The sequence below is a fragment of the Corynebacterium epidermidicanis genome, from assembly GCF_001021025.1.
GTDB lineage: Bacteria > Actinomycetota > Actinomycetes > Mycobacteriales > Mycobacteriaceae > Corynebacterium > Corynebacterium epidermidicanis.
This window is the reverse complement of record NZ_CP011541.1, coordinates 826,460-843,534: the sequence shown is the minus strand read 5'-3', so window position 1 is coordinate 843,534 and position 17,075 is coordinate 826,460. Positions and strand designations below refer to the sequence as shown.

At 59.7% G+C, this 17,075-nt stretch carries 13 protein-coding genes; 1 reads left to right on the top strand and 12 read right to left on the bottom strand.

The annotated features are described in order from the left end of the window. Positions 1–42 precede the first annotated feature (42 nt). The 9 genes from CEPID_RS03970 to rsmI all read right to left on the bottom strand — a co-directional run bounded on the left by CEPID_RS03970 (position 43) and on the right by rsmI (position 13,032). Positions 43–1,692, bottom strand: a complete 1,650-nt coding sequence (locus CEPID_RS03970; protein ID WP_158408019.1) for an alpha/beta hydrolase — start codon at positions 1,690–1,692, stop codon at positions 43–45. A gap of 541 nt (positions 1,693–2,233) precedes the next feature. Then, complete coding sequence (locus CEPID_RS03965) at positions 2,234–4,030, bottom strand: ABC-F family ATP-binding cassette domain-containing protein (RefSeq protein ID WP_047241331.1); 1,797 nt, start codon at positions 4,028–4,030, stop codon at positions 2,234–2,236. A 35-nt stretch (positions 4,031–4,065) separates the two neighbouring features. After that, on the bottom strand, positions 4,066–4,965 hold the full coding sequence (locus tag CEPID_RS03960; RefSeq protein WP_047239858.1) for a 4-(cytidine 5'-diphospho)-2-C-methyl-D-erythritol kinase: 900 nt from the start codon (positions 4,963–4,965) through the stop codon (positions 4,066–4,068). Next, positions 4,965–5,852, bottom strand: coding sequence for a 16S rRNA (adenine(1518)-N(6)/adenine(1519)-N(6))-dimethyltransferase RsmA (rsmA, locus tag CEPID_RS03955; protein WP_047239857.1), 888 nt, complete (start codon positions 5,850–5,852; stop codon positions 4,965–4,967). The genes CEPID_RS03960 and rsmA overlap by 1 nt, the downstream gene beginning before the upstream one ends. Before the next feature lie 84 nt (positions 5,853–5,936). After that, positions 5,937–7,079 (bottom strand): resuscitation-promoting factor, encoded by a 1,143-nt coding sequence (locus tag CEPID_RS03950; RefSeq protein WP_047239856.1) that lies wholly within the window; start codon positions 7,077–7,079, stop codon positions 5,937–5,939. Positions 7,080–7,363: 284 nt separating this feature from the next. Further along, the gene (locus CEPID_RS03945) at positions 7,364–8,203 is read right to left on the bottom strand and encodes a TatD family hydrolase (RefSeq protein WP_047241330.1); all 840 of its coding nucleotides are present in this window, start codon (positions 8,201–8,203) and stop codon (positions 7,364–7,366) included. Positions 8,204–8,384: 181 nt separating this feature from the next. Then, entirely contained in the window at positions 8,385–10,217 is a 1,833-nt protein-coding gene (gene metG / locus CEPID_RS03940; RefSeq protein ID WP_047239855.1) for a methionine--tRNA ligase, read from the bottom strand. Between the two features lie 38 nt (positions 10,218–10,255). Then, positions 10,256–12,013: a BCCT family transporter gene (locus CEPID_RS03935; RefSeq protein ID WP_047239854.1), complete on the bottom strand. Its 1,758-nt coding sequence runs from the start codon at positions 12,011–12,013 to the stop codon at positions 10,256–10,258. Between the two features lie 173 nt (positions 12,014–12,186). Then, a complete protein-coding gene (gene rsmI, locus CEPID_RS03930) occupies positions 12,187–13,032 on the bottom strand; it encodes a 16S rRNA (cytidine(1402)-2'-O)-methyltransferase (RefSeq protein ID WP_047239853.1) in 846 nt (281 codons plus the stop codon). 121 nt (positions 13,033–13,153) lie between these two features. On the opposite strand from rsmI, the gene CEPID_RS03925 reads away from it, so the two are divergent. Then, entirely contained in the window at positions 13,154–14,698 is a 1,545-nt protein-coding gene (locus tag CEPID_RS03925; RefSeq protein WP_047239852.1) for a dolichyl-phosphate-mannose--protein mannosyltransferase, read from the top strand. A 51-nt stretch (positions 14,699–14,749) separates the two neighbouring features. Here the strand turns inward: CEPID_RS03925 and CEPID_RS03920 are convergent, their stop codons facing one another. The 3 genes from CEPID_RS03920 to sepX form a co-directional block, all read right to left on the bottom strand. After that, positions 14,750–15,427 (bottom strand): zf-HC2 domain-containing protein, encoded by a 678-nt coding sequence (locus tag CEPID_RS03920; protein ID WP_047239851.1) that lies wholly within the window; start codon positions 15,425–15,427, stop codon positions 14,750–14,752. Then, entirely contained in the window at positions 15,427–15,828 is a 402-nt protein-coding gene (locus tag CEPID_RS03915; protein ID WP_047239850.1) for a DoxX family protein, read from the bottom strand. The genes CEPID_RS03920 and CEPID_RS03915 overlap by 1 nt, the downstream gene beginning before the upstream one ends. A 136-nt stretch (positions 15,829–15,964) precedes the next feature. Continuing rightward, a complete protein-coding gene (sepX, locus tag CEPID_RS03910; protein WP_047239849.1) occupies positions 15,965–17,074 on the bottom strand; it encodes a divisome protein SepX/GlpR in 1,110 nt (369 codons plus the stop codon). Position 17,075: the final 1 nt, after the last annotated feature.

Below are 17,075 nucleotides of genomic sequence, written 5' to 3'. Positions count from 1 at the left end.
GTAAAACACTTGCTACGCAGGTCAGTACGTTTATTAAGACTACTAGTTGGCCTGCAGCGCCTCACGCAGCAGCTCCACATCTCCCTCGTATCCAGTTATCGCCGCCATCCCGTCTAGCACCTCGGTGCCGTAGTTGTGTCCGTAATAGTCGGGCACCTTCACCGAGTTCGCCATGTCCAGCGTGACCTGCCAGAACGTGACGATCGGTTGCCAGCTCATGCTCGGATGCCGCCCGATCCCCGGCGATTCTTTGAGCCAGTCAGGCTGCTCGAACAGCAGGTTTGGCGACCACCACACAATCGGATCTGTGGCGTGCTGAATAAACAGGACACGTGGGCGGTTCCACGGGGCGTCGTCGTGAAGCATGCCCGAAATCTGGCGCGAGTTCTCCGCAAACCGCACGGTGGTGCCACCACCAAATTCCGGCGCGACCTCGCGGGTGCCGGGATCACGACGCAGACTCAACGATGCCCACAGTTCGTTGGAATTCGGGGGACCCACCCACAAAACACCGTCTACCTGGCGCGTGATGTCCCGCACTCCTGTAAACGCGCCTTCACCCTGGGTAGAACCCAGAGATTCACCAAAGATGTATAACTCTGGACGCTGATTTTCGGCGAGGCTATTTCGCCAGGCGACTACGGTATCCACGAGCGCTTTGCCAGACTCGTGAACCAGCTGTTTGGAAGAAATGAACTGCACTGGTGAAGGCAAATTGGAGTATTGCATGGCCACGATGGCAGTGTCACCGCCGTAGAGCAGCTCGAAAGATTGCGCTGCTGTGGGGTTCACCCAGCCAGTGCCGGTAGTACCTGAAATGAGGATCGCTTTGCGCTCATGTGCCTTGGTGCGATGGAGCTCGGCCACTAACAGGTCCGCTTGGATCTGCGGGGTTTCACCGTTCTTGAGCCCAGAAAATAGCCGAATTGGTTCCTTGGCTGGGGCGCCAGTAACCTGTTCAATTTCCGTAGCAGTCATGCCTGCACTGATGAAGCGCGAACCGTGGGCCCCGAGTCCGTCCCATCGATTAAAGGAGTATTCCGACCCAGAGCGATGAGGGTTGCTTGGCGGCGACAGCGAAGGGTCAGGTTCACCATTTGCTACTGCCGCACCTTCCTCAAATGTGCGAATGACAGTGCCAGGTATGACGGAATCGACAAGCCAGAGCCCGAGGCTGAGCGCTACGACGCCGGCGATGATCGAATGGGCGGCTGCTGTCCAGCGCTCGGGTGCGATTCGAGCAACGAACCTGCCCAAATCCAGCGCCCAGTGCACGAGCAACAAAACGAGTGCCCACAGGCCGAGCCCCACAGGCAAAATCCCCAGTGCCTCCCAACCAAAATGCACTGGCATCCCCATGTATGCATGCAATTCACTCTGCCAACGAACGGCAGAAACCGAAATATAAGCGACCCACACCAGCACCGCTGCCAGCAGGGACATCTCAATGCGAAACTTTGTCCGTTCCGAGAATCGGAGACGCTGCTTCAGCGCAGCATACTCTTCTTCAAAGGCGAAGGCTCGCAGGAACTTGTGCCCGAAGACGGCTCCTACCTCCCTGCCCCAATTGCGCCAATTCCAATCGAGAAATACTCCGAGGCCGTAACCAGAAGCAGCCGAGAAACCGCTGGCTACGGCTTGGAATTGCCAGTCGCGTGGCAACAAAGAGGGCGTGGCGGCAATAGCAAACATGATTCCCCCCAGGATCAGTCCCCAAGGGTGGAGGCGCCAGCGTCGCCAGAACGAAAGTATGCGTGGCTTCTCCGCCAGACCCATCTTCTACCCTCCGCATCCTTTCCCGATGCCTAGTGTACTTCTACAATCAGATTTCCACCGGTCACGGCATGTTAGCGGATCACACGGCAACTACATTTGCCTTAAAAGTTTGTAGGTTGTCTACTTTTCTTACTAAACACCAATTTCAAGATGAATATCCGAGTTATGCGCAGATTAACTTATAAATACAACATATTTATCATGGCCCCCGCCAGGGAATACTCCGCGAAACCTTTTACGTAGCCCCTGCGCAAACCTGGCTTAGGGAACGAATTCCCCATTGTCATCATCGATTCAACTACTGCCAGCGAAGGTCTGCTCCACCGAAACGTCCGGCCAATCTGCCATAAGCTCCAACGAGGATGCCGTGCTTTCCAGAGCGTTCAGTTCCTTGTTAAAGCTGATCGGCTTCTAAGTGTGCGCAATGAAGGGCAGCCAGGTGATCTGCCAGAAGTAACTATTCCAGTTCCTCGCCGAGCTCCATCCACTGCATTTCGAGTTCCTCCAGCTCAGCTAGCGTTTCCTGCAACCGGGCGCTGAGCTCGGTGAGCTTGTCGGTGTCAACTGCTTCGGCGGCGACCGCCATGTCGTCGTTAAGCGATGCCTCGACGTTGCGCAGCTTCTCCATCTTGCGCTCCAGCGCGCTCATCTCCTTTTGCACGCGCCGGTGGGTGGCCGCATCGACCTTCGGTGCGGCGGCTTGGGGTTGGTCGCGCTTCTCGCCGAGGTCGATCACACCGCCGACATCGGCGGCAGCTGCTTCTCGACGCCGCAGGTATTCCTCGATTCCTCCCGGCAAGTTCGTAAGCTTGCCGTCGCCGAACAACGCCCAGGTCGAGTCACAGACTCGTTCGATGAGGTAGCGGTCGTGGGAGATGACCACGAGGGTGCCCGGCCAGCCGTCGAGAAGCGATTCGAGTTCCTGCAGGGTGTCGATGTCCAGGTCGTTGGTGGGTTCGTCGAGAAGCAGCACGTTCGGCTCAGCCATGAGCACCCGGGTGAGCTGCAGGCGGCGTCGCTCGCCGCCGGACAGATCGCCGACCGGGGTGCGCTGGCGTTTCGCGGAAAATCCCAAGCGTTCCGCGAGCTGGGAGGCCGACATCTCTTTCTTGCCAAATTGCACGTAGGTGGCCACCTGCTCGACGGCGTCGAGAAGGCGCAGGGTGGGATCGAGATCATCCAGCTCTTGCCGCAGCCAACCAAGCTCGACGGTCTTGCCTTGAATGCGCCGGCCGGATTCGAGCGGGTGCTCCCCAGCCAGAGTGCGCAACAAGGTGGTCTTGCCGGACCCATTCACGCCGACCAGACCGATGCGCTCGCCGGGAGCGAGCCGCCACGTGAGGTCTTTGACCAGCTCACGGCCGTCCGGGGTCGCGATGGTTGCGTCTTCCAGCTCGATAACCACCTTCCCCTGGCGCTTCTTGGAAAACGCCATCAGCTCCACGGAATCGCGGGGTGCTGGCACATCCGCGATGAGGGCTTCGGCAGCCTCAATCCGGTAGCGGGGCTTCGAGGTGCGGGCAGGTGCGCCGCGTCGCAGCCAGGCTAGTTCTTTGCGAGCCAGATTCTGGCGGCGCTGCTCAATCGCGTCCGCCTGGCGGGCACGCTCGGCGCGGGCAAAAGTCCAGTCGTTATACCCGCCGTCATAGGTGTCGACAACACCATCGTGGACTTCCCAAGTTTTGGTGGCGACGGTGTCGAGGAACCAGCGGTCGTGGGTGACTACCACCAGGGCCATTTTGGATTTCAGCAGGTAGCTGGCCAGCCACTGAACGCCTTCGACATCTAGGTGGTTCGTCGGCTCGTCCAAGACGATCAGATCTAGATCCTGCACGAGAGCGGCTGCGAGATTGGTCCGGCGACGCTCGCCACCAGACAGATTACCGACCGGGGTGTCGAGGCCCAGGTCGACGATCCCCAGCCCGCCAAGCACCTCCCGCACCGCAGCGTTGGACGCCCACTCAAAGGTCTGCAAGCCCAGGGGTTTTAGAACCACGTCCGCGACGGTGTCCTCATCCCGCAAATTTGCGCGCTGCGTCACCACAGCCATCTTCAGGTCAGAATTATGCGAAACTCGGCCCTCATCTGGGCTTTCAATTCCGGTGAGTACCTCCAACAGCGTGGTTTTGCCGCCGCCGTTGAGACCGACCACCCCGATGCGATCCCCCGTTTGAATACCGAGGGATACCTTGTCTAGAAGGGTTTTAAGGCCCCACGTCTTTGACACATTTTCCAGATTAATGAGATTCGCCATGATGACGCTCATTCTACTGCAGCCAGCACAAACCCCTAGAGCAGGTGAGCGCCAGGAGCAGGGCCCGTAGCAACAGCGGTGCCACTAGCCACGCCGGCGCCAAGAATCGCTGCGGCGACGTCCTCGGCACTTTCCGCCGATTCGCACAGGAAAGCGCAGGTGGGACCGGAACCGGAGACGATGCCACGGAGGGCACCGGCTTCCTCACCGCACGCGAGGGTATCGGCTAGCCGGGGCAGCAACGCCAGTGCTGGTGCCTGCAGATCATTGGCCAGCAATCCGGCCAACCCAGCCACATCGCCGACAGCCAGCGCCTTTTCTACTGCACTGGTGTCTAAGGAAGGGATGAGCTGTGAGTCCTCCTCGCGCATTTTATCCAGCGTCGCGAACACCGCAGGGGTGGATAGCCCCTGATCTTGGAAGGCAAGCGCCCAGTGCAAGGTGGCAGCACACTCCGTTGGGACGAGCTGCTCGCCACGCCCGGTGCCGATCATGGTTTCCCCCAACAGAGTAAACGGCACATCCGAGCCCAGGTCCGCGGCGATAGCCAGCAGCTGTTCTTCCGAAAGTGGCTGCCCCAACTGCATGTTTGCTAAGCGCAGCGCGGCGGCCGCATCCGCCGATCCCCCGGCCATGCCCCCAGCGGTAGGAATCCCCTTAGTGAGCTGCACAGCACAATGTTCCGTCACTCCAGCCGCTTGAGCAACCGCGTCTAGGGCTCGCCATACCAAATTGGAGCCGTCGGTGGGAACCTGGTCGGCCCCCAGCCCGGACACCGTCAACTCATGCGATTCTGCCAGCGTGGTGCTGAGCGACAGTTCGTCGAAAAGCGACAGCGACTGAAAGATCGTGCGTAGTTCGTGGAAACCGTCGGCACGCGCCTTGCCGACGCCGAGATGCAGGTTCACTTTTGCGTGAGCACGAGCGAGGAGCATTAGGAGATCACCCCAGCGAGCCGCACGAAGTCGGATACTGAAAGTACCTCGCCACGCAGCTTCGGGTCGATGTCAGCTGCATGCAGCGCAGCTTCGGCTGCTTCGCCGCCACCGAAATGACCCGAGAGGGCGGCTCGCAGGGTCTTGCGGCGCTGGGCAAAAGCTGCGTCAATGAGTGGAAATACACGGGCGCGGGTTTCTGGAGTGATTGGCCAGGGTTGGTTCCGGGAAGTGAAGCGGTCAATGCGGACAAGGCCGGAATCGATCTTCGGCGCAGGCCAGAACACATTTTTCCCGATCGAACCGGCCCGCCGCACCTCGCCATAGAAAGCCGCTTTGACGCTTGGGACGCCATAAACCTTCGAACCAGGCTGAGCTGCCAACCGATCGGCCACTTCAGCCTGCACCATAACTAACACGCGGCTAATACTGGGAAACTCCGCCAAGAGATGCAGCAACACAGGAACTGAGACGTTGTAAGGCAAGTTGGCCACCAGCGCCGTGGGCTCCGGCGCGCCCGCCGAGGAAAAGTCCTGGTGCGTGACCTGGAGTGCGTCCTTTTGGATGATCATCAGTTTGGCAGCGTGATCCGGAGCCCGCCACTGCACGGTATGCGGCAACTCAGCTGCGAGTCGCGGATCAATTTCTACCGCGGTCACATCGGCGACGGTATCCAGCAACGCGAGGGTGAGCGAGCCAAGACCGGGCCCGACCTCAACCACGTGGGCATCGGCATCGACTTCGGCAGCAGCGACAATCATCCGCACGGTATTCGGGTCGTGCACAAAGTTCTGCCCGAGTTTCTTCGTAGGCGTGACATCGAGTTTTTCCGCCAGCTGTCGAATCTCAACCGGGCCAAGCAAGTGTGCTGCTGCAGGGGTATCCATAATTAATAGAATTTACCCCACGCAGCCACAGCACAACCGAGCCACACGGTCACAGCACCCCGGGGTTTCTTTCCCGCTAGGGTGTTAGCGGATCCCCAGCTTTGCGGTACAGGCAGGCCACGCTCCCCAACCTTGACCAGCTTGTACCTTTTCCGCCACCGCGATTTGCTGCTCGCGGGTAGCCAGGTGAGCTTGTGGGGCATACTGTCCGCCACCATAGGCTAGCCAGGTGGACGGGGTGAATTGCAGACCGCCGGAGAAGCCGTTTCCGGTGTTGATCGCCCAGTTGCCACCTGCTTCACACTGCGCGAGGGTATCCCACACGGAGCCGTTCGCAACCGCCGGAGCAGTCGGCTTCGGCTTCGTCCCCTTCTTAATCACGGCGGGGACAGCTGGGGAAACTTCCTTTTCGCCAACGACCTTCTCGCTGACTACCTGGCCGTTTTCTTTGCGAACCTCGCGGGTTACTTCCTTCTTCCCCGCAACGGCTGGCTTTTCCTGCTTTTCTTCACCAACAAACGACGTTGGGTCTTCAACAACCGTGGCGGGAAGCTGGAATTCTTCCGCTTTCTTCTCTTCCGCGACCTCGACTCGGGTCACAGCAATGTTGGCGTTAGGGGCCAATCGAGTATCAGGAGCTGGCGTGACGATGTCGTCAGAATCGTATGCAATCCCCCGCTTCGCCAGCACATCGCCGACGGTCTCGGCAGCGATCTCGGTGTAGGCCACCGTACCAGCGTTGTCCACCTTGACGATCTTCGGCTTCACGACGTCCACCACCGCACCCTGAAGTGGCAACTTCTCACCGAGCTGCATATTCATCTTGTCCGCAGCGGTGACCCCGCCGAACTCCTCCATGAGTTCATCGACGGTAAGTGCGGTTGAGGTGACCTGCTTTTCTTCGCCGTCGATCACCACGGCTACCTGCTTGGCCGAACGAACCTTGATGGTTTCGCCGTTGTTGAGCGTGGAGCTAGGCGCAGGAGCCACGAAATCCTGAGCTTGGATGGACACGCCAGCCTGCTCAAGAGCGCCCTTTACATCTCCAGAGAGAGTGGTCAACGTGATGGTTTCGCCGTTGACATCGAGGACTACATCTTTCTTCAGGCCGACCGCCGTGACGCCGCCTACCAGCAAGGTGGCCAACATTCCGCCCGTCGCTAAGCGCAATGGCACGGAGTTTGCGGAGTTCAAACGGTTAATGCGTGATTTTTGGTGCAATCCCACGGTGAAAATCTCAAATCTGTAGTCGAGGACAAGGGTTCGTCTTCTGCGGGCACCCACCTTGGGCGGGAAGCCCATGATTCGTCACGATACGGTAACAAACCGGCAATGTCCAGCACTTATAGAAAATCACAGTGGTGACATTAAGCCTCTTTTACTAACAGAACGCCACAGCTTTCACACCCGACCATGGATTTCTTCGGTTTAAGAACCCGGCCTTCGGTTGCGCTTAAAGTGGGATTTTCAACAATCTTTACCCAGCTTGGCAGGCTGCTGACACCGCAGAATCACACTTCGAGCCCATACACCCGGTCAAACGTCACGTTCACCATCTCGGCAAACTCCAATGGATCCTGCCCACGCGCCTGGGCAACACACAGCGCGGTATGCCCAATCAACGATGACTCGTTCCGAGCGCCACGGAACGGCTCGGGTGTCATGTATGGCGCATCCGTTTCGATCAACAATTGCCCTGCTGGCGCGATACGCGCAGCCTCACGTAGCTCATCATTGCGCTTAAACGTCACATTGCCCGCGAAACTCAAAACATATCCGCGCGCCAACGCCTCCTCCGCGACAGGCAACGGGGAGGAAAAGCAATGCAGGATCGTGGCTCGGGGCGCCGGGGCGTCGGCAAGCACGCGCATCAGCTCCGCATCAGCTTCTCGATTGTGGATCATCAACGCCTTGTCATGCTTGATCGCGAGATCGATATGCCAGCGCAGCGCCTCTTCCTGCACGTCGAGCGGCGCGCAGTCCTCACTTTTATCGATCCAGTACGTGTCCAGGCCCGTCTCCCCCACGGCTACACAGCGCGGATCCGCGACCATCTCATCCAGGCGATGCCGCGCCGTCTGATCCAGCTCATTCGCGCGCGTCGGGTGGATCGCGCACGCAGCGTACACCCGCTCGTGGTGCTGCGCCGCACTCAACGCCAGCTCGGCTTCCGCCAGGCCGTCGCCCACTGTGCACAGCTTATCGACGCCCGCCGCCACGGCCCGATCCACCAGCTCAATCACCTCATCCGGCGTCCGCGCCCCACACGACGCGAGATGCGTATGAGCATCGGTCAGGCCAGGGATCGGCTCAGCAGGAACAGGGATCGGGCGAGGCTTTTTCTTCGACACGAGACAATAGTCTAGCCACTTGGGCAGCTTGAGGTCGAGGAACAGCACGACCAATCAAAGCCCCAGTGCAGAAAAACCGCACCTCAGAGAGAACGAATCAAGCGCGCCACATGGATCGCAACGACAAGAGTTTCAGCTTAAGGACCTGTCACTGGAGCAGTACGCGGTCTAGTTCAACGATTTACTTCGCCACCGGCGCCCACTCCGGGCCAGTCTCACCGAGCTCTGGCTCAAGCTTCGCGATCAGTGGCTTTGGCTTGGCCAGCTCAGTACCAGGCACGACCGGCACCCGCTGCCATACTGCCTGCTGGTTGACGTAGTCACCCATGATGACTGGGTAGGTACGGCCAGCTTCAGGTAAGCCAACGCCGACCGGGGCAACGTCCATGTCGTCTTGAACTTCAACGATCTGAGGCGTTGCCGCCCATACGCCTTCGCGTCCCAGCGTCTCATGCACGGCCTGCGCAATGTGCGGCAAGAATGGGGTGAGCAGCGTGTTGCAGTCGGAAACCACTTGGAGTGCGACCCAGAGGACCGTCGACAAGCGCTCGCGCTGAGATTCATCCTTAGCGAGCTTCCAGGGCTCCATCTCGGCGATGTAGGCGTTGGCTTCACCGACCACGTGCATGGCGTGGGTGATGCCGACCTTGAACCGGTTGTGCTCGAGGGCATCGCCCACCACGTCGAAGGCATCAGCGGCGAGGGAAAGAATGCGCTGGTCGGCGTCGGTAAGCTCGGCGGGCGTCGGCACGCAACCGAAGTTCTTGTGCGCCATGGAAACGGTGCGGTTGACCAGGTTGCCCCAGCCGTTGGCCAGCTCGTTGTTCACGCGGCGGACGAACTCATCCCAGGTGAAGTCGGTGTCGTTGTTCTCCGGACCTGCGACAGCGATGAAGTAGCGCAGCGGGTCGGGACCGAACTCGCGCAGGAAGTCCTTGACGTAGATGACCACGCCCTTGGATGAGGAGAACTTAGAGCCGGACATCGTGAGGTACTCGGAGGAGACGACCTCGGTGGGCAGCTGCAGCTCGCCCAGTTCACCCGCTTCTCCCCCGGAAGCGCCGAGACCGCGGTATCCCAGCAGCTCGGCAGGCCAAATCTGGGAGTGGAACGTGATGTTGTCCTTGCCCATGAAGTAGAAGGACTCGGCTTCCGGGGAGGTCCACCATTCGCGCCACGCCTCCGGGCGGCCTGCCCGGTAGGCCCATTCGATCGACGCGGACAGATAGCCGACCACGGCGTCGAACCACACGTAGAGCTTCTTGGCGTTGTTGTCCTGCCAGCCGTCGAGTGGGATCGGCACGCCCCAGTCGATATCGCGGGACATCGCGCGCGGGCGCAGGTCTTCCAGCAGGTTCAGGGAGAACTTCAGGACGTTTGGTCGCCAATCCTGACGCTCCTTTAGCCACTCCTCCAGCGCGCCCGCCAATGCAGGCAAGTCGAGTAGGAAGTGCTCCGTCTCCACAAATTTTGGTGTTTCACCGTTGATCCTGGACACAGGATCGATGAGATCGGCCGGATCCAGCTGATTGCCACAGTTGTCACACTGATCGCCGCGGGCACCGGCAGCACCACAGATCGGGCAGGTGCCTTCGATGTAGCGGTCCGGCAGGGTCCGCCCCGTGGATGGGCTGATGGCACCGAAGGTGGTCTGCTTGATCATGTAGCCGTTATCGTGCAGACCGCGGAAGAGTTCCTGCACTACCGCGTAGTGGTTACGGGTGGTCGTGCGGGTAAACAGGTCATAGGTCAGTCCCAGACCAGCGAGATCCTCGACGATCTGCCGGTTGTACCGGTCCGCCAGCTCCTGGACCATCACCCCTTCCTTTTCCGCCTGCACGAGCAGCGGAGTGCCGTGTTCGTCAGTGCCCGAAATCATCAGGACGTCGTTGCCACGCATTCGCTGGAAGCGCGCGAAAACGTCGGAAGGAACGCCGAAACCCGCCACATGTCCGATGTGACGGGGTCCGTTGGCATACGGCCAGGCAACAGCTACGAGCACAGACTTTGTCATGCCCAATACCTTACTAACAGCCACCCAGCCACTGCAGGTTAGGGGCGCGAATTGCGCTTGGGCGCGCCGCCAGCCTCCGCAGCTTTGCGACGCCCAATGCCACGCGCCCGACGCGCCTCCATTTCCCGGTGGATGCGTCGTTCCCGTGCAAGCCGGCGTTGGAACTTTTGATGTTCCTTGATTTCCTTGTAAATCGGATCCTGCGCCAGCCCCTTGACCAGGGCAAACATCAAGGCCACGAGGATGATGAGGAATGGGCTTGCCATCACGATTGTCACGCTCTGCAGGTTTCCAAGTGCATCGTCCCCACCGGCTACGAGCATGGTCAATCCGATGACCGCGGTGAGCACACCCCACAGTGCGGACAGCCAGGGCTTGGCTACCAGTTTGCCGTTTTGGCTCATTGATCCCATGACGGTGGAGGCAGAATCGGCTGAGGTGATGAAGAAAGTGCCGAGCAAGACCATCGCAACGATTCCCGCGATCTGGCCGCCAGGCAGTTGGTGGAGCAGGGTGAACAGCTGGTTTTCGGCGCTGCCGTCTCCCCAGATGGACTTGCCGGATTGCTCAGCGCTAATGGCTGCGCCACCGAAGATCGAAAACCACACCACTGTGACAGCTGATGGAACAAGGAGCACCCCGATGACGAATTCGCGGATGGTACGTCCGCGAGAAATCCGGGCGATAAACATTCCGACGAACGGGCTCCACGACATCCACCACACCCAGTAGAACAAGGTCCAACTAGACAACCACTCTCCGGCGGTGCCATCCGCAGATTCGGCAGTGCGGCCGGCCATGGCGAAGAAATTGTCCAGGTAGTTGCCGATGTTGCCTGGGATGAGGTTCAGGATGGAAACCGTGGGCCCCAGTACGAACACGAAGATCGCGAGCAGGGCGGCGAGCGCCATGTTGGCATTCGACAGCCACTGGATTCCCTTGCCAACACCGGACATTGCGGAAAGCAAGAACGCGAGCGTGAGTACTGCGACGATCGCAATTGTGGTTTTCATGCTAGGGTCCTCGACGATTCCCGAGGCGCTGAGCCCAGCGGAAATCTGCAGCGCGCCTGTGCCAAGGGAACACGCAGTGCCGAAAATCGTGGCCACGATAGCTAGGATGTCGATGATTCTCCCCAACCAGCCGTCGGCACGCTTTTGGCCGATCAATGGCACGAAAGCCGAGGAAAGCAGCTGCTTGCGCCCCATGCGGAAGGTGGCGTAGGCCAATGCCAGGCCGACGAGGGCGTACATGGCCCACGGGTGGAGCGTCCAGTGGAAGAGTGTGGTGGCGAATGCGGTGCCTACCTCGTGTTCTTCGTGACCTGGCACGCCCTTACGGTAGAACGTCAGCGGTTCCGCGGCCCCGTAGAACATCAAGCCGATCCCCATGCCCGCGGCGAACATCATCGCGATCCAGGAAGGGGTGGAAAATTCCGGTTCTTCGTCATCGCGCCCCAGCCGGATTGAACCGAAGCGGGACAGCGCAATGGCAGCGACAAACACCACAAAGACAGTACTGAACAGGACGAATGCCCAGCCGAAGTTCTCGACGACAAATCTCAGGCCATTCGTGGCAGTAGCGGCCATAGCACCGGGCCATCCGAGGCCCCACAGGATGGCCGCGAGCACGATACCGGCGGCCGCAATGACTACCGGCCAGTTCAGCGGTGCATTGTCGTCGTCAAAGGCGTAGTCGATATCTTGGCGCAGGACGGAAGGGTCAAGATGCTCCTCATTGTCGAGCACCGTGGCCAACTCCGCGTGTGCGCTGCGGTTATTTTGCGGTGATGTCATATATTCACTGTCCGCAACCAAGGCACTATTGCCAAAAAATTTCTAAAGGCCTACCCTGGGCTAACCCGAAGAAACCATCAACAGTTATAAAACTGTTATCTTGATATCCGCAGGCCCCTCCAACTTTCCTGTCGGGAGGGTTGCAATTTCATAACAACTGCTTATCTTCACGTCTATTTCGCAGCGATAATTGCGTCGTAAAGCTCTTTCTTCGAGGCCCCATGGGTGGCCGCGAGCTCCCCCGCTACCGTTTTGACCTTCTCACCAGCGTGCACTCGCTCTAAGCCAAGCGCAACCAGTTCTGCCAAATCAAGCTCGCTTTCTCCGCTCGCCCCTTCAATGACCACGCTGATTTCGCCACGCAAGCCATCGGCAGCCCACGCTGCCAACTCTCCTAGGCCACCTCGTCGCACCTCTTCATAGGTCTTAGTCAGCTCGCGGCACACCGCTGCGCGACGCGTCTCCCCCAAAATTTCCGCAGCTTGCGCAAGGGTTTCGGCAATCCGGTGTGGTGACTCGAAGAAGCACACCGCTCGAGTTTCGCTGCGCAGAGACTCCAACCACGCGCGTCGCGCCCCCGCCTTGCGCGGAGCAAAGCCATCAAATGCGAACTTGCCCACGGGCAACCCCGACAACGCCAACGCGGTGGGAACAGCGGACGGTCCTGGGAAACATGTCACCGGAATCCCGGCCTCGTGGGCTGCGTCGACTAGCGGAAAACCCGGGTCAGACACGGAAGGCATGCCCGCATCGGTGACCACAACGACCTGACCGGTGCGCGCATGCTCAAGTAACTGCGCAACCCGGGCAGATTCGTTGTGATCGAAATTGGAGATAATCTGTCCAGTGATCTCAACGCCCAACGCGCTCGCCAAATTGCGGGCCCGGCGGGTGTCCTCGGCCGCGATAACAGTTGCGCTGGCCAAAGCCTGCCGCAATCGCGGCGAGGCATCATAGATGTTGCCCAGCGGGGTCGCAGCGATAATAATTCCGTGTGGCAAGGGCGCGAGAGGTTCCATTCCTTAAAGCATTCCACATTCTCGGCCGAACTTCCTTAATATAAGCAACGTGCCAATAACTCTGCTTGCTCGATCAAAAGCCGCTCGGACTGCTCGTTTTTCTAGCAGCCGTCGCAGCACGATGTTGCCCGGTGGGAGCCACACCATCAATATTGCCGAGCCCTCACGGGTGGTATGGACGGCTGTCGATTGGGCTGTCACCCTCACCGTCGCGGTTTTCGCCTTCGTCACCCGCTTTGTTGGGCTCACCAGCGCCACCGACAAGGGCACCCCCGTCTTCGACGAGAAGCACTACGTCCCCCAGGCCTGGGACATGGTCGAATCACTCATTGATCCCGTCACCGGCGGCATCGAATCGAACCCAGCCTACGGACTGGTCGTTCACCCTCCCCTAGCCAAACAGCTTCTCGCGATGGGTGAAATGGTCTTCGGCTACACCCCACTCGGCTGGCGCGTCATGACCGCACTCTTTTCGACCCTCACCGTCGTGGTCATCCTGCTCATCGCCCGCCGACTCAGCAACTCCACGGCAGTCGCGGCATTTGCCGGCACGCTCGCGCTTTTCGACGGCGTGCTACTCGTCGCCGGTCGCTTCGGCATGTTGGACATCTTCCTCGTGCTCTTTGTGGTCCTAGCGGCCTACTTCATCGTCCTCGACCACGACCAGATGCGTAGGCGAATGTACCGCGCGTATCTAGACGACCTGATCTACCAAACCCCACTCGGCCCCCGCTTCGGCTTCCGCTGGTGGCGTTTCGCCGCCGGGATTTGTCTCGGCTTAGCGCTGTCCGTGAAGTGGTCCGGCCTGTATTACATTGCCTTCTTTGGTGTGCTGTGCGTGTGCCTGGACTGGGGACTTCGCCACGCCTACCGCATCCAACAACCTTTCCTCGGCACCCTCCTGCGGGACTGCCTGCCTGCGTTCGCCTCGCTTGTTATCGTGCCGATCCTGCTCTACGTGTGGTCCTGGCGCGCCTGGTTCGCCTCCGAAACCTCGGTGTACCGGCATGCGAAAGTAAACGGCACCATCAAAGAGGACTCCCTCTTGCAGATGTTGCCGGATTCCTTGGCAGGTTGGTTCTACTACCACGACTCAGTATTGAAGTTCCACGCGTCATTGACCAGTTCTTCAGGCCATTCCCACCCCTGGGACTCCAAGCCTTGGTCGTGGCTGGTGGCGGCCCGTCCGGTGCTCTACTACTCCCAAACCAACCTCTCCTGCGACGGTACCGACACCTGCCGACGAATGATCTACCTCTTTGGCACCCCCGTGATCTGGTGGCTAACCGTCCCCGTCGTCCTTTGGGCCCTGTGGCGGGTTTTCATCGGACACGATCGGCGCTACATCGTTCCGCTCGTGGCCTTCGCCGCGGGTTTCATTCCGTGGATCATGGCGTATGACCGCCAGATGTACTTCTTCTACGCCATACCGCTGGTCCCCTTCACCATCGTGATGATCGCCCTCACTCTGGGCCACATCGCGAACTACCAAAAAACCTGGCGCGTACCGGGCTTGGGACGCGAGCTCCCGATCGGCCAAACACTCGTCTTTTGCTATCTCGGCCTGGTCTTCCTGGCTTTCGTCTATTGGTCGCCCATCCTCTACGGCACCCAGATCACCGAGCAACATTACGAAAACATCATGTGGCTGCGCAGCTGGAAATAGTCCGCAGCCACGTCAACAGGCTCACCCCATCACGAACACGGGGTGGGCCTGTTAGTTTTCTGGGACGGGCCGAGCCCCCAGAGAGCGCACCGAGCGACCAACACGGCCGAAGCCCAAGGTGGCGAACCACGCCCACAACAACACCAAGACGCTGACAATATGAAGGATCCACCCCCACACCTGAGCTGGCTGGACACTCCCCCCAAAAACCTCTCGCATTCCAAAACCGAGGGAAAACATGGTGACGGTCGCGAAAATGGGCAACATGCCCCCGGCGAGGCGAGGTTTCCACGCGGCAAAGAACAAAGCATAACCAAAGGCCATTCGGATCGCCGCGACGTCGATAAGCAAAGCGATGTAGGCGGGATCCGCAAAGGGCACCGGGGTGGCTGCCGTGACTACGTGCCGCACGCCCCAGCCTAGGAACACCATCCCCATGACTACCAGCAACACTCGGGCTAACACGAGCTGCTCAGGTACAAATTTTCGGGAGGTGGCTTCGGTGCCCAGGTTGGCCAAGATATTCGCACTGAGATCTGGGGCCACCAAATCCGAGGTATCTGCGGAGCTAAATGCCAATTGGCGGTTCAGGTGCGCTGCCTGATCGAACCACGCCTGGCATTCGGCGCATCCGGACAGGTGGGCGTCGGCAAGGGCGTCGTCCAAGCCCGAAGGCTCACCGTCCAGCCTGGCGGACAGTGCTGCCCGAACTTGATCGCAGGAAAGCATTAGGACAAAACCTCGTCAATGGAGGCACGCCCCGAGCCAAAAACGACGATAACCAGTAGCGACACTACAAGCACAGCCGTGTATTCCACTCCGCCGTCCGTCACAAAGATGCCATGTGGCAGATGCACAAAATACAGCGCGCAGGCCATCAACAACGCTAGAACCCCCGCCACGAACGTGGTCAACAGACCGATAACGAGGAGGGCACCACCGATGAGTTCCGTGCTCGCGGCAAGGTAGGCTGACAGCTTCGGTTGCGGCACATTCCAGGCGCTGAACTGCCCGGTCGTTTCCACCAAACCAGTGATAAAGAACCGATCCCAGCCATGCGCAATAAACATAAATCCCAATACCGCGCGCAGCAGCAACAACATGCCATCGCGAACAATCGGTTTATCCATGCCCCATAGATTACCGCCAACCACTTCGCGCTACGCAGCTGGCACTCCGCTGCACAATCACCCTCGGCCCTGTAACCGCAAGCAGCCAGCGCCCTATGCGGAAAGGGCGCTGGCTGCAAAGAGCGAAAACGTGGCGTTAGCTGACTCGTCGTGGGCGCGTGAACTCCACAACATTGCCTGTTTCTGAGTCGTGATCGTAGGTCAGCTCGGCTGTCGGCAGGTAGTCAAAGTCGGGGCTGTCATCATCCAGCTCGAGTACTACCGCACCTGGGCGTCGCAAGCGGGAGGGCATTCCCAACTCGGCGTCTTCGGAGGTGCGCACGCCGAGTCGAGCGCGCCGCATATGCCGAATTCGACGTGCGCGCAATTCGTTCTCGGCCCGCACCTGCTGACGCAACGCGAACAGGTAGGCAGCTGTCAGCACGAGGACCAGGCCTGGGGCCACCCAAGCCATTCCACCCATAACGACAGCAACCACTGTGGCGACGACGAGCGTCACCCCCAACGCAATCAGCGTGCGCTGGCGACGCTGGAATCGATTCGAAGAAGCTAGCGCGTCTGCTTCCGGATCGTAACCACCCCGACCGCGTCGTCGAGCAGCGAACTCGAGGTCAGCGTCCGTCAGCTCGGCTTCTTCGGCTGGATCCTCGGCCGACTCGTCGTCGGTAGCATCTTCTTCTGCCTGGTAAACCGCCTCGCCGTAGTCGGCGCTGTCGTGGAGGAAGTCCGCTGGGTTCGTATACGCCTCATCGTAGGCGTAGGTGGTTTCTTCATCCTCGTCGTACTCGGCAAAGGCAGGCTCCTTTCGCTCCGCCTGTGCCGCGATGTCATCGCCTTCCGACTGCTGGTCCAGGGAATCGGCATCGGCAGGCTGGGCGGCCGGGAGTTCGGCCACCACATCGCCGTCGATAACAGGCTCTGCTTTGGACGGCTTCTTGATCTTCGAAAATGCGTTGCCAAGCTTGGAGAATGGTGTCGCGTTGTCCGCTGGCTCATCGATGAGGATGTCGCTATCGTCGACTACCTCGTAATCTTCGTCCAGCTCATCGGAGATATGCATGTCATCGGCGGTAAGACGCGGACGACGTCGTGACACCGGCAGTTCAGCTCCACCCTCGTGGATAACTCGGGTTTCCTCAAACGCCTCATTAGTGTGGCGGATGGGCTTTCGGCTGCGCAAAGCGATCGGCGCCAAGACGAAAAGCCACAGCACCACGATCAATCCGAGGACAGGGGTTCCTAACACG

What these genes read in the sequence shown, in the direction of transcription:
- CEPID_RS03935 (WP_047239854.1), bottom strand. Translation starts at nt 12,013, where the DNA reads ATGACATCACCGCAAAATAACCGCAGCGCACACGCGGAGTTGGCCACG.
- CEPID_RS03915 (WP_047239850.1), bottom strand. Translation starts at nt 15,828, where the DNA reads ATGGATAAACCGATTGTTCGCGATGGCATGTTGTTGCTGCTGCGCGCG.
- CEPID_RS03925 (WP_047239852.1), top strand. Translation starts at nt 13,154, where the DNA reads ATGTTGCCCGGTGGGAGCCACACCATCAATATTGCCGAGCCCTCACGG.
- metG (WP_047239855.1), bottom strand. Translation starts at nt 10,217, where the DNA reads ATGACAAAGTCTGTGCTCGTAGCTGTTGCCTGGCCGTATGCCAACGGA.
- rsmI (WP_047239853.1), bottom strand. Translation starts at nt 13,032, where the DNA reads ATGGAACCTCTCGCGCCCTTGCCACACGGAATTATTATCGCTGCGACC.
- rsmA (WP_047239857.1), bottom strand. Translation starts at nt 5,852, where the DNA reads ATGGATACCCCTGCAGCAGCACACTTGCTTGGCCCGGTTGAGATTCGA.
- CEPID_RS03960 (WP_047239858.1), bottom strand. Translation starts at nt 4,965, where the DNA reads ATGCTCCTCGCTCGTGCTCACGCAAAAGTGAACCTGCATCTCGGCGTC.
- CEPID_RS03970 (WP_158408019.1), bottom strand. Translation starts at nt 1,692, where the DNA reads ATGTTTGCTATTGCCGCCACGCCCTCTTTGTTGCCACGCGACTGGCAA.
- CEPID_RS03920 (WP_047239851.1), bottom strand. Translation starts at nt 15,427, where the DNA reads ATGCTTTCCTGCGATCAAGTTCGGGCAGCACTGTCCGCCAGGCTGGAC.
- CEPID_RS03965 (WP_047241331.1), bottom strand. Translation starts at nt 4,030, where the DNA reads ATGGCGAATCTCATTAATCTGGAAAATGTGTCAAAGACGTGGGGCCTT.